The sequence below is a fragment of the Dyella marensis genome, from assembly GCF_900112865.1.
Lineage (GTDB): Bacteria > Pseudomonadota > Gammaproteobacteria > Xanthomonadales > Rhodanobacteraceae > Dyella_D > Dyella_D marensis_A.
The window spans coordinates 39,201-52,184 of record NZ_FONH01000024.1 but is presented as its reverse complement, the minus strand read 5'-3'; the positions used below and the strand labels follow the sequence as shown (position 1 = coordinate 52,184).

Annotated in this window: 7 protein-coding genes; 3 read left to right on the top strand and 4 right to left on the bottom strand. The window is 69.2% G+C overall.

Translation table 11 applies throughout. From position 1 onward, the window contains the following. Positions 1-253 precede the first annotated feature (253 nt). The 3 genes from BM172_RS19895 to BM172_RS19885 are packed head-to-tail and all read left to right on the top strand — an operon-like array spanning position 254 to position 6,099. Complete coding sequence (locus BM172_RS19895) at positions 254-3,460, top strand: efflux RND transporter permease subunit (protein ID WP_026633940.1); 3,207 nt, start codon at positions 254-256, stop codon at positions 3,458-3,460. Continuing rightward, positions 3,450-4,670 carry an efflux RND transporter periplasmic adaptor subunit gene (locus BM172_RS19890; RefSeq protein ID WP_026633939.1) on the top strand — a complete coding sequence of 407 codons (1,221 nt, stop codon included), beginning with the start codon at positions 3,450-3,452 and terminating at the stop codon, positions 4,668-4,670. The genes BM172_RS19895 and BM172_RS19890 overlap by 11 nt, the downstream gene beginning before the upstream one ends. After that, entirely contained in the window at positions 4,654-6,099 is a 1,446-nt protein-coding gene (locus BM172_RS19885; RefSeq protein ID WP_026633938.1) for an efflux transporter outer membrane subunit, read from the top strand. Before BM172_RS19890 ends, BM172_RS19885 begins: the two co-directional genes overlap by 17 nt. A gap of 118 nt (positions 6,100-6,217) precedes the next feature. Here the strand turns inward: BM172_RS19885 and tal are convergent, their stop codons facing one another. The 4 genes from tal to BM172_RS19865 form a co-directional block, all read right to left on the bottom strand. After that, the gene (tal, locus tag BM172_RS19880; protein WP_026633937.1) at positions 6,218-7,171 is read right to left on the bottom strand and encodes a transaldolase; all 954 of its coding nucleotides are present in this window, start codon (positions 7,169-7,171) and stop codon (positions 6,218-6,220) included. A gap of 62 nt (positions 7,172-7,233) precedes the next feature. Continuing rightward, positions 7,234-8,505 (bottom strand): NAD(P)/FAD-dependent oxidoreductase, encoded by a 1,272-nt coding sequence (locus BM172_RS19875; protein WP_026633936.1) that lies wholly within the window; start codon positions 8,503-8,505, stop codon positions 7,234-7,236. 317 nt (positions 8,506-8,822) lie between these two features. Continuing rightward, positions 8,823-11,006: a primosomal protein N' gene (locus BM172_RS19870; protein ID WP_026633935.1), complete on the bottom strand. Its 2,184-nt coding sequence runs from the start codon at positions 11,004-11,006 to the stop codon at positions 8,823-8,825. A gap of 517 nt (positions 11,007-11,523) precedes the next feature. Continuing rightward, the gene (locus BM172_RS19865; protein WP_026633934.1) at positions 11,524-12,768 is read right to left on the bottom strand and encodes a DUF3667 domain-containing protein; all 1,245 of its coding nucleotides are present in this window, start codon (positions 12,766-12,768) and stop codon (positions 11,524-11,526) included. Positions 12,769-12,984: the final 216 nt, after the last annotated feature.

Here is a 12,984-nt window from a genome sequence, read left to right as displayed (position 1 = left end):
CTCCGGGAGAAGGTGGCGGCAGCCGGATGAGGGTACGGCCGGAGCGATGCACATCACCCTCGCGCTCCGCCCGCACCCTCACCCCACCCCCTCTCTCAGGGACTACCTTCGGGTCGCCGGGGGGAGAGGGGCTAAGTCCTCTTCAGCGTCGGATATTTCAATATGAAAATATCTTCATCCACCTGACCGGCCGCCCGGCCGGGGCGCCGTGTCAAAATTTCGCGACGCAACATTCGCGCTCGGAATCCCCCGCATGCTTGGCATCGTCCGGATCGCGCTCTCGCGGCCCTACACCTTCGTCGTCCTCGCCCTGCTGATCATGATCATCGGCCCGCTGTCCGCGCTGCGGACGCCGACCGATATCTTCCCGGACATCAAGATCCCGGTGATCAGCGTGGTGTGGCAGTACACCGGCCTGCCGCCGGACCAGATGGCCGGGCGCATCGCCTCGCCGTTCGAGCGCGTGCTCACCACCACGGTGAACGACGTCGAACACATCGAAGCGCAGTCGATCAACGGCTTCGGCGTGATCAAGATCTTCTTCCAGCCGACGGTCGACATCCGCACCGCCAACGCGCAGGTGACGGCGGTGGCGCAGACCCTGCTGCGCCAGCTGCCGCCGGGCATCACGCCGCCGCTGATCCTCAACTACAACGCCTCGACCGTGCCGATCATCCAGCTGGCGTTGTCGGGCAAGGGCTTGAGCGAACAGAACCTCGGCGACCTCGGCATCAATGCGGTGCGCCCGGTGCTCACGTCGGTGGCGGGCGCTTCCATTCCGTTTCCGTTCGGCGGCAAGTCGCGCCAGGTGCAGATCGATATCGATCCTGCCGCCCTGCAAGCGCGTGGCCTGTCGGCACAGGACGTGGCCAACGCGCTGGCCGCGCAGAATCTGATCGTGCCGGTGGGCACGCAGAAGATCGGCGAGTACGAATACACGCTGCAGCTCAACAACGCGCCGTCCGACATCCGCGCGCTGGGCGACCTGCCGGTCAAGACGGTCAACGGCACCACGGTGTACATCCGCGACGTGGCCCAGGTGCGCGACGGCAATCCGCCGCAGACCAATATCGTGCACGTCGACGGCAGCCGCTCGGTGCTGATGACGGTGATGAAGAACGGCTCGGCCTCCACGCTGGCGATCATCGAGGGCGTGAAGAAAAAGCTGCTCGACGCCAAGGAGTCCTTCCCCGACACCCTGCAGATCGCGCCGATCGGCGACCAGTCGCTGTTCGTGCGCGCCGCCATCGGCGGCGTGGCGAAGGAGGGCATCATCGCCGCGGCGCTGACCAGCCTGATGATCCTGCTGTTCCTGGGCAGCTGGCGTTCCACCGTGATCATCGCCACCTCGATCCCGCTGGCGATCCTCGGTTCGATCATCGCGCTGTCCGCGGTGGGCGAGACGCTCAATATCATGACGCTGGGTGGCCTGGCGCTGGCGGTGGGCATCCTGGTCGACGACGCCACGGTGACCATCGAGAACATCAACTGGCACCTGGAACACGGCAAGGACGTGGAGACCTCGATCATGGACGGCGCACGCCAGATCGTGACGCCGGCCTTTGTCTCGCTGCTGTGCATCTGCATCGTGTTCGTGCCGATGTTCTTCCTGGAAGGCGTGGCGCGCTTCCTGTTCGTGCCGATGGCCGAAGCGGTGATGTTCGCCATGATCTGCTCGTTCATCCTGTCGCGCACCCTGGTGCCGACGATGGCGAAGTACCTGCTCAAGCCGCATGCGCCGCACACCGACGAGCACGGCTCCGACGCCGCGCTGCCGCCGTCGCGCAATCCGCTGGTGCGCTTCCAGCGCGGCTTCGAGGCGCGCTTCGAGCGGGTGCGCGCGGCCTACCGCGACCTGCTGGCGATGGCACTGGAGCATCGCCGCGTATTCGTCGGCGGCTTCCTCGCCTTCGTGGTCGCCTCGTTCGCGCTGGTGCCGTTCCTGGGCCGCAACTTCTTCCCGTCGGTGGACGCCGGCCAGATCCTGATGCACGTGCGCGCACCGATCGGCACGCGCGTGGAGGAAAGCGCCACCATCTTCGCCAACGTGCAGGCGGCGATCCGCCGCATCGTGCCGCCGGAAGAGTTGGGCACGGTGGTCGACAACATCGGCCAGCCGATCAGCGGCATCAACACCGCCTACAACAACACCGGCACCATCGGTTCCTGGGACGGCGATATCCAGATCGCGCTCAACGAAGGCCACCGTCCCACCGCCGACTACGTGCGCCGCATGCGCGAGGAACTGCCGCGCCAGTTCCCGGGCGTGACGTTCTCGTTCCCGCCGGCGGACATCATCAGTCAGATCCTCAACTTCGGCTCGCCCGCGCCGATCGACCTGCAGGTCCGCGGCAACAACCTGCCGCAGAACTTCGTCTACGCCAACAAGCTGCTGCGCGAGATCCGCCGCGTGCCGGGCGTGGCCGACGCGCGCATCCAGCAGTCGCAGGCCAATCCCACCTTCGCCGTGGACGTGGACCGCACGCGCGCGCAGCTGCTGGGCGTGACCGAGCGTGACGTTACCAACAGCCTGGTGGTGAACCTGGCCGGCTCCAGCCAGGTGGCGCCGACTTTCTGGCTGAATCCGCAGAACCAGATCTCCTACCCGATCGTGATGCAGACGCCGCAGTACAAGCTCGATTCGCTGTCGGCACTGGAGAACATCCCGGTCACCTCCAGCGGCGGCGGCAGCTCGCAGCTGCTCGGTGGCCTGGCCACCATCCGGCGCGGCGCCAGCAGCGCGGTGGTGAGCCAGTACAACATCCAGCCGATGGTGGAGATCTTCGCCACCACGCAGGGGCGCGACCTCGGCGCCGTGGCCGCGGATATCCAGAACATCGTCGCCGCGCACGCCAAGGAACTGCCCAAGGGCTCCTCCACCGCGCTGCTGGGCCAGGTGCAGACCATGAACAACGCCTTCTCCGGCCTGATCCTCGGCCTGCTCGGCGCGGCGGTGCTGATCTACCTGCTGATCGTGGTGAATTTCCAGTCGTGGAGCGATCCGTTCGTGATCGTCACTGCGCTGCCCGCCGCGCTGGCCGGCATCGTGTGGATGCTGTTCGCCACCGGCACCACGCTGTCGGTGCCCGCGCTCACCGGCGCCATCATGTGCATGGGCGTGGCCACGGCGAACTCGATCCTGGTGGTGAGCTTCTGCCGCGAGCGCCTGGCCGAGCACGGCGACGCGCACCTGGCGGCGATGGAAGCCGGCTTCGTGCGCTTCCGTCCCGTGTTGATGACCGCGCTGGCCATGATCATCGGCATGGCGCCGATGGCGCTGGGCCTGGGCGAGGGCGGCGAGCAGAATGCCCCGCTGGGCCGCGCCGTGATCGGCGGCCTGATCTTCGCCACGGTCGCCACGCTGTTCTTCGTTCCCGTCGTCTTCCGCATCATCCACGCGCGGCATGGCCGCGCATCCGACCCGGCTTCGGTTTCCGGAGAGCCCGCTCATGTCGTCTGATCATTCCAACGCGTCTCCCCATACCCCTCGCCCCGTGCCGGCGCATCGCCTGCGCCGCGCCGGCATCATCGGTGCCGTCGTCGTCGTGGCGGTGGTCGCTACCGGCGTGGTCACCCGCGCCAACGACGCGCGCAAGCTGAAGGACTGGACCGACCGGCAGGCCGTGCCCACGGTCAGCGTGGTGCCGGTAGAGCGCAGCGCCGCGGGCGCCTCGCTCGACCTGCCGGGCCGCCTCGAAGCCTATGCGCGCGCACCGATCTACGCGCGCGTCAGCGGTTACCTGAAGTCCTGGAAAGTGGACATCGGCGCGCCGGTGAAGGCCGGCCAGCTGCTGGCCGAGATCGAGACGCCCGACCTGGACCAGCAGCTGCTGCAGGCCAAGGCGGACCTCGCCAGCGCCGAGGCGAACGCCGCGCTGGCCGCCACCACCGCCAAGCGCTGGCAGGCGATGCTCGGTTCGGATTCGGTGTCGCGCCAGGAGGTGGACGAGAAGACCGGCGACTTCACCGCCAAGCAGGCGATCGCCAAGGCGGCCCGGGCCAATGTCGATCGCATCGAGGCGCTCAAGGGCTTCACCCGCATCGTCGCGCCGTTCGACGGCATGGTCACCGCGCGCGAGACCGACGTCGGCGCGCTGATCAATGCCGGCAGCGGCAGCGGTCCGGAACTGTTCGTGGTGTCCGACGTGCGCAAGCTGCGCGTGTACGTGCGCGTGCCGCAGAACTACGCGCCGTCGATCAAGCCCGGCCAGGTCGCCACGCTGTCGCTGCCGGAATATCCGGGCCGCACGTTCCAGGCGCGCGTCGAAGCCTCCGCCGGCGCCGTCGCCGCCGAATCCGGCACCACCCTGATCCAGCTCGCCGTCGACAATGCCGACGGCAAGCTGATGCCCGGCAGCTTCGCCAGCGTGCGGCTGGACCGTCCCGGCGACGCCACCGCGCTACGCGTGCCGGCCAGCGCGCTGATCTTCGACGACAAGGGCATGCGGGTGGCGACGCTGGGCGCGGACCACAAGATCGTCTTCAAGCAGGTCACCATCCTGCGCGACTACGGCAAGACCGTGGAGATCGGCTCCGGCCTCGGCGCGGACGACCAGGTGATCGAAAGCCCGCCGGACGGCCTGGTCGACGGCGACACCGTGCGCACCGCCGCGAAGGACGACACCGAGCTGGCCAAGAACCGGGGGCGCGCCAATGAAAAGAAGGCCTGAGCGCGTCCTCGCGTTCGCGCTGGCGGCCGCGCTGGCCGGTTGTTCGCTGGCGCCGGCGTACAAGGTGCCGGAGACGCCGGTGGCCGGGCAGTACCAGGAACACGGCGAGGCCTACGGCAAGAGCTGGGTGGCGGCGCAGCCGTCCGACCAGCTGCCGCGCGACGGCTGGTGGACGCTGTACGGCGATGCGCGGCTGAGCGATCTGCAGCAGCGTCTGCTCAAGAACAACGCCGACCTCGCCGCCGCGCTGGCGCATTACCAGCAGGCGCAGGCGTTCAGCCGGCAGGCGCGTGCAGGGCTGTTCCCGCAGGTGGGCGTCAACGCCAATGCGCAGCGCGACCGCCAGTCGGATACGCGCCCGCTGCGCGGCGCCACCTCGCCGGCCAACTACGACAGCTACACGCTGGGCGCCGAGGTCGATTACGAAGTCGATCTGTGGGGCCGCGTGCGCAATACTGTCGAAGCGGGCAAGGACGATGCGCTGGCGGCGGCGGCGGATCTCGCTTCCGCGCGCCTGAGCCTGCAGGCGCAGCTGGCCGATAACTATCTGGTGCTGCGTGGCCTCGATCAGCAGATCCAGCTGCTGAAGGAAAGCATCGCCGCTTACCAGAAGGCACTGGAGCTGACGCAGACGCGGCACAGCGGCGGCATCGCTTCGGGTCTGGATGTGGCGCGTGCACAGACGCAGCTGTCCTCGACCAAGTCGCAGTGGTCGCAGACGCAGGCGCAGCGCGCGCTGGTCGAGCATGCGATCGCGTCGCTGGTGGGCGAGTCGGCGTCGAACTTCAACCTGCCGGCCGACATCGCGGTAGTGCCACTGCCGACCGTGCCGGTGAGCCTGCCGTCGACGCTGCTGCAGCGGCGTCCCGACGTCGCCGCCGCCGAGCGCCGCGTCGCCGCCGCGAACGCACGCATCGGCATCGCGCGTGCGGCGTACTTTCCCTCGCTGGGCTTGAGCGCGCAGGGCGGTTTTCAGAGCGACCGCTACGGCGGCCTGTTCACCGCGCCGAACCAGTTCTGGGCGATCGGCCCGACCGCGCTGCTGACCCTGTTCGACGGCGGCCGCCGCAAGGCCGGCGTCGAGGCCGCCAAGGCGGCGACCGAGGAAGCCGGCGCGCGCTATCGCGGCGTCGTGCTCAATGCGTTCCAGCAGGTGGAGGACAACCTCGCCCAGCTCGATCACTACGGCGCGGCGCGCAACGACCAGCAGGATGCGGCGGACGCGGCGAAGCGCTCGCTGGATATCGCGATGGACCGATATCGCCAGGGCGCGGTGGGTTATCTCGACGTGGTGCAGGCGCAGACGGCGTCGCTGGATGCGCAGCGCAGCCTGCTGGACCTGGATACGCGGCAGCTGCGGGCGAGTGTGCAGCTGGTGAGGGCGTTGGGTGGCGGGTGGACGGCGGAAGATCTGGCGTCGGCCAAATAACCCGGCGGCGTAGGTTGGGGTGAGCCGCAGGCGAACCCCAACATGACCACATCCAGCCGTTGCGCATTGTTGGGGTTCGCCTGCGGCTCACCCCAACCTACGCCGGGAGGCGCCGGTGTTAGAGCCTTGCCGCCAGCATCGCCTCCAGCTTGCGCTGGTCGGCGGCGAACTTGCGGATGCCGTCGGCGAGCTTCTCCGTCGCCATCGCATCTTCGTTATGGCCCCAGCGGAACGCGGCCTCGTCCAGCGGCTGCAGGCGCGCTTCGCGCTCGCCGTTGTCCTGCAGCGCACGCGGCAGCGGTTCGCTGGTCGCTTCCAGCTTCTCCAGCAGGTCCGGGCTGATGGTCAGGCGGTCGCAGCCCGCCAGCGCCTGGATCTGGCCGATGTTGCGGAAGCTCGCGCCCATCACCACGGTGTCGAAGCCGTGCTGCTTGTACCAGCTGTAGATGCGGCGCACCGACAGCACGCCCGGGTCTTCGGCCGGCGCATAGGTCTTGGTCGAGGTATTGGCCACGTACCAGTCCATGATGCGGCCGACGAACGGCGAGATCAGGTACACGCCGGCCTCGGCGCAGGCCACCGCCTGCTCGAACGAGAACAGCAGGGTGAGGTTGCACTGGATGCCGCGGCGCTCCAGCGCCTCGGCGGCGCGGATGCCTTCCCAGGTGGAGGCGATCTTGATCAGGATGCGCTCGCGCTGCACGCCGGCCGCGGCGTACAGGCCGATCAGGCGCTCGGCCTTGGTGATGGTGGCGTTGGTGTCGAACGACAGGCGCGCATCCACTTCGGTGGAGACGCGGCCGGGCACCAGCTCGGCGATCTTGCGGCCGGCGGCGACGGCGAGGTAGTCGCTGGCATCGACCAGTTGCTGCTCGCGCGAGGCGCTCTGGCCCTTGGCCCACTGCACGGCTTCGTCGATCAGCGGCGCGTAGGCCGGCAGCTCGGTCGCCTTCAGCAGCAGCGAGGGATTGGTGGTGGCGTCGACCGGGCGATAGCGGGCGATCGCGTCGATGTCGCCGGTGTCGGCGACCACGGTGGTGTACTGGCGCAGCTGTTCGAGTTGGTTGGACACGGCGGAATCCGTCAGAGGGAACGGTCTATTGTCGCCGCCCGGCGGCGCCGGGCAAAGCGCGCTCAGCTTTCGTCTGCAGGTTCGGAACCGGTGACGATGCGTGCATGGCGCTGGTAGGTCCAGTACGACCAGGCCCAGTCCAGCAGCACCACCAGGCGGTTGCGGAAGCCGATCAGGAAATACACGTGGGCCACCAGCCAGACCCACCAGGCCAGCACGCCGGACAGCTTCACCTTGCCGAACTGCGCCACCGCGGCCATGCGGCCGATGGTGGCCAGAGTGCCGTCGTCGCGGTAGCGGAACGGCCCCGGGGCGGCGCGGCCGCGGATGCGCTCGAGTATCGCGTCCGCCACGTAGCGGCCCATCTGCTTGGCCGCCGGGGCGATGCCGGGCACGGGCTTGCCGTCGGGCCGGGTGACGCTGGCCAGGTCGCCGACCACGAACACCTCCGCATGCCCCGGCACCGCCAGTTCCGGTGTCACCAGCACTCGGCCGGCGCGGTCCAGCGGCACGCCCAGCTGCTGGCCGAGCGGGGAGGCGGCGACGCCGGCCGCCCACAGCACGGTGCGCGAGGCCAGGGTCTCGTCGCCGAACTTGACGCTGTCGGGCCCGATCGCGGTGACCGCGGTGCCGGTGCGCACCTGCACGCCGAGCTTCTCCAGCTGGCGCTGCGCCTTCGCCGACAGCTCCGGCGCGAACGCCGGCAGCACGCGCGGCCCGGCTTCCACCAGCAGGATGTTGGCGGCGCGCGGATCGCTGCGGCGGAATTCGCGCGGCAGCGTGTGGCGCGCGATCTCCGCCAGCGTGCCGGCCAGCTCCACGCCGGTGGCGCCGCCGCCGACCACCACGAAGTTGAGCCAGGCCTGCCGCCGCGCCGGATCGTCCTCGCGCTCGGCATGCTCGAAGGCAAGCAGCACGCGGCGGCGGATCGCGAAGGCATCGTCCAGCGTCTTCAGGCCGGGCGCGTAGCGGGCCCAGTCGTCGTGGCCGAAGTAGGCGTGCGTGGCGCCGGTGGCGACGATCAGGTAGTCGTAGTCGAGCGGTCCCTGCGCCAGCCGGACGCGCTTGTCGGCCAGGTCGATGCCCTGCGCCTCGTCCATCAACACCGTGACGTTCTGCTGCTTGCGCAGGATCTGCCGCAGCGGCGCGGCGATCGACGGTGCGGACAGGCCCGCCGTGGCGACCTGGTAGAGCAGGGGCTGGAACAGGTGATGGTTGCGCCGGTCGACCAGGGTGACGCGGAGCGCGGGATCGTCGAGCCGGTGCGCGGCGGCCATGCCGCCGAAACCGCCGCCGAGGATGACGATGTGCGGCCGGGGATCGGGCTGGGACATCGGGGGGGCTCGTTGGGGAAGGGCGCCGCGTATTTTACCGGGCTGCTTGCGCTCAGTCCGGGAGAAGGTGGCGGCGGGTGGATGAGGGGGCGGGCGGAGCGGTGCACATCACTCTAGCGCTCCGCCCGTACCCTCACCCCTACCCCTCTCCCGGAGGGAGAGGGGATCACCTCTCCGTTCCAAATAGGAACCCTTCTCCCTCCGGGAGAAGGTGGCGGCAGCCGGATGAGGGTGCGGGCGGAGCGATGCACATCACTTCCGCGCTCCGCCCGTACCCTCACCCCCTCTCCCGGTGGGAGAGGGGCTTTACGCATCGCTCAGTACAGATCCACCGGATCCACATCCAACGACCACCGCACCCGCCGCGCCGACGGCAATGCCGACAAACCCCGCGCCCACGGCCGCAGCGCCGCATGCAGGACCGCGCGGCTACCCGCCTCGACCAGCAATTGCCCGCGATGCCGCCCCGCGCGCAGCGGCATCGGTGCGGGCATCGGGCCGGCGATGGCCAGTTCCGCCTGCGCCGCTGCCGGTAACAGCATGCCGTACGCCTCATGCAGGAACGCTTCCACATGCTCGCGCTGGTGCGCATCGGCGCGCAGCAGCACCTGGTGCATATACGGCGGTAGCTGCACCGAGCGGCGCTCGGCCAGCAGTTCCTTCGCCGCGGCGGCATAGCCCTGCGCCAGCAGCTGGCGCAGCAGCGGGTGGTCCGGATGGTGGGTCTGCAGGATCACCCGGCCCGGCTTGCTGGCGCGCCCGGCGCGGCCGGCCACCTGCACGATCAGCTGCGCCAGGCGCTCGCTGGCGCGGAAGTCCACGCTGTGCAGGCCCTCGTCCACGCCGACGATGGCGACCAGGGTCAGGTTGGGCAGGTCGTGGCCCTTGGCCAGCATCTGCGTGCCGACCAGGATGGCCGGGCCCTCACCGCGCAGGCGCTCGAGCAGTTCGTCGAAGGCGTCGCGGCGGCGCGTGGTCTCGCGGTCGATGCGCAGCACCGGCGTGTCCGGGAAGCGCGCCGCCAGCGCTTCTTCCAGGCGCTCGGTGCCCTGGCCTTGCGGCTTGAGGTCCGGCGCGTCGCAGGAAGGGCAGTGCTCGGGCAGGCGCGCGTGGTAGTCGCAGTGATGGCAGATCAGCTGGCGGCGGCCTGCGTGCAGGGTGAGCGGATGCTCGCAGCGTGGGCATTCGGCATGCCAGCCGCATTGATGGCACAGCAGCACCGGCGCGTAGCCGCGGCGGTTGCGGAACACCAGGGCCTGCTCGCCACGCGCGACGGCGTCGGCCACCGCGGCCAGCAGGGTGGGCGAGAGGCCGTGCTCCAGCCGCTGCGCGCGCATGTCGACGATCTGCACCTGCGGCGGCCGGATCGCGCCCGGCCGCGCGCGCAGGTGCAGCGCGCGGTAGCGGCCGGCTTCCACGTTGGCCAGCGATTCCAGCGATGGTGTGGCCGAGCCCAGCAGCACCGGCACGCCCAGCGCGCGGCCGCGCAGCAGGGCCAGGTCGCGCGCGTGGTAGCGGAAGCCTTCCTGCTGCTTGTAGGCGCCGTCGTGCTCCTCGTCGACCACGATCAGGCCGGCGCGCGGCAAGGGCGTGAACACCGCCGAGCGGGTGCCCAGGATCACCCGCGCCTCGCCGTCGCGCGCGCGCAGCCAGGCGCGCGCGCGGTCGCCCTCGGCCAGGTTGGAATGCAGCACCTCCACCGGCACACCCAGGCGTTCGCGCACGCGGCGCACGGTCTGCGGCGCCAGGCCGATTTCAGGCACCAGCAGCAGCGCCTGTTTGCCTTCGGCGATCACGCGTTCGATCAGGGCGAGATACACCTCGGTCTTGCCGCTGCCGGTGACGCCGTCGAGCAGGAAGGGCTGGAAGCGGCCCAGCTCCGCGCCGACCGCGTCCACCGCAGCGTGCTGCTCGGCGCTGAGCGCGGGCGCGGCGGTGACCGGTTGCGGCGCGGCGTCGGCTTCGCGGCGCACGCGTTCGATCAGCCCGGCGGCGGCCAGCCGGCGCGCGGCGTCGCGCCAGTCCGGCAGGCGCTCGTGCAATTCGGCGGCGCCCAGCGGCGCCGCCGCCAGGGTTTCCAGCAGGCGCCGGCTGCCGCCCTTGCGGCTGCCGGCGTCGAGCGCGCTGCGGCCGGCGACGGTCAGCGCCCACACTTCCTCGTGGGTATCCGGCAGCGGCTTGTCTTCGCGCAGGGCCAGCGGCAGCGCATTGGCGTAGGCCTCGCCGGGCGCGCCCAGCCAGTAGTCGGCGGCCCAGGCCAGGGTCTTCATCAGTTCTGCGTCGAGCAGCGGCGTGTCGTCGAGCAGGCGCAGCGCCTGCTTCAGGCGCGCGCCGCCCAGCGCGGACTCGACCTCCGTTTCCACCACCACGCCCACCGCCTTGCCGCGCCCGAACGGCACCAGCACCCGACTGCCCGGCCGCGCCTCGCCCGCCGCGGGCGGCAGGTAGTCGAACAGGGTCGGCAGGGGGACGGGCAGGGCGACGCGAAGAACGGAAGGCATGGCGATCCTCAAGGCCGGCCAGTGTAACGACCGTTCCGCTACTCCGCGGCGTAGGTTGGGGTGAGCCACAGGCGAACCCCAACAAACCTCCCACGTGGCCGCCATGTTGGGGTTCGCCTGCGGCTCACCCCAACCTACGCCTTCCCTGTCGGCCCCCTGCTTGCCCCCGGTCGAGAAGTACCCGGTAAGTGGCTCAGCAACCGGAAGAATTTGCCTTATCCACAAGAGCTGTGGATAAGTCTGTGGATGCGCCGGGGAAGGGTGCCCTCAAAGCCAGAAAAATAGGACTTTCCGACGAGCTGTCGAACTTTTAGCCAACTTGTAATGCTATTTGGATTCAATAAGTTACAGAGGCCGCTCGGCTGGTGTTCATCCAATTGACATAGCGATGGTCAATCTATTGACAGTCCTGTGATGCTGTGCAAAACCCTCGCTGGCCCGATTCTGGCAGGGCTCGATGCGTCGGCCACTGCCCGGTTTCGTCGTGATCTTGGTCACAGAATCCAAGGGCATCGCGCTAGTGCGCGACACCCAGCACCAGCGCGCTCATCAGGGCGAATCCGAGCAGCCACGTGTAGCACCAGCCGATCATCAGGTACTTCAGGACGGTCATCGGCCAGCCCTGCCGGTAGACCCGTTTCTGCATCAGCAGCAGGTACACCGGCGCCCATATCGCCAGGGCGAATTCCAGCCAGCCCAGCAGGTACCCGGCCCAGGCCGCATGCGGCGCGATCCAGGCCTTGAGCAGGGCCAGCAGCACCCACAGCAGCACGTTGGCGAACAGGAAGGCGTGGCTGTGCAGCGCCACGATCAAGTGCTCCATGAACAGCCGGCGCTTGAACAGGTAAAACAGCTTCAGCAGCAGGGCGAACGCTGGCATCAGCACGAACATGGTCTGTGGCAGCGCGCTGAAGATGCCAGCCTTCATGCGCTCGATGGCCTGGTCGCGCACTTCCGGGTTGGAACTCTTCAGGCCCTTCACGTTGGCGCGCAGGTTGGCCGCCGCGTGCGCCAGCCGCGCGTTCATGAATTCGGGCAGCCAGGAGATGCGGGCATTGGTCGGCTTGGCCAGCCAGTCTTCCGCTTCGATGTCTTCGTCCTTGGCCGGCTTCGATGCGACCGTGGAGGCAGCGGCCGGTGCGGATGCGACCGGCGCGGAGGCGGCTGCCGCCGGTGTCGCGGCCGACTTGCCCGCTGCCGGCGCATCCTCCGCCGCCAGGGTCGCGATGCGCCGGTCCGCCTGCTTGCGCAATTCCTTCTGGGCCTTGACCAGGCCGGCGTCGGCGCCGGGCACGTTGGCCACGGTCGAACGGGCCTGGTCCAGGCTGGCCAGCTGCTCGTCCAGCGCATGCCGGACTTCGTCCGGCGTATTCAGATCGTCGAACTGGTGCCGGTCCACATGCACGCCCGGCGCGAGGTCCTTGCCGTGCGAGACCAGCACGTCGACCGCGATATGCGTAAGAAAGAACGCCAGCAGGCACAGCACGAACATCAGCCGGAACGGCGGCACGTAGCGCTGGCGGCGGCCGGAGAAATATTCCAGGGTGAGGAAGCCCGGCTTGGTCACCAGCGGCGGCAAGGTGTGCAGCACGCGGCCGTCCACGTGGAGGAAGGTCTCCAGCGTGTCCTCGAACATGTGGTGCACCGGCTTGAGCACGGTGTGGATCGATTGCCCGCAGTCGTGGCAGTACTCGCCCTGCATGGGCGTTGTGCAATTGGCGCAGTGCACGCCCTCGTACGAGACGATTTCTTTCCCGCTCACCTTGACCCCTCCCCTCGCAAGCGGGCGATCTTGGCATAAGAGCTTGACCGATAGCAGCGCGCATCGGTCACCCCATGCCGGCCACGCCTTTGCTCGTCATCCCGGCGCAGGCCGGGATCCAGTGGCGATACCGTCGGGTTTTCGCGGTAACGCTCAAGAGCCATGCTTTTCGACGCCCTCGCCCGTGCGTAGCTTGTCGCCACTGGATCCCGGCCT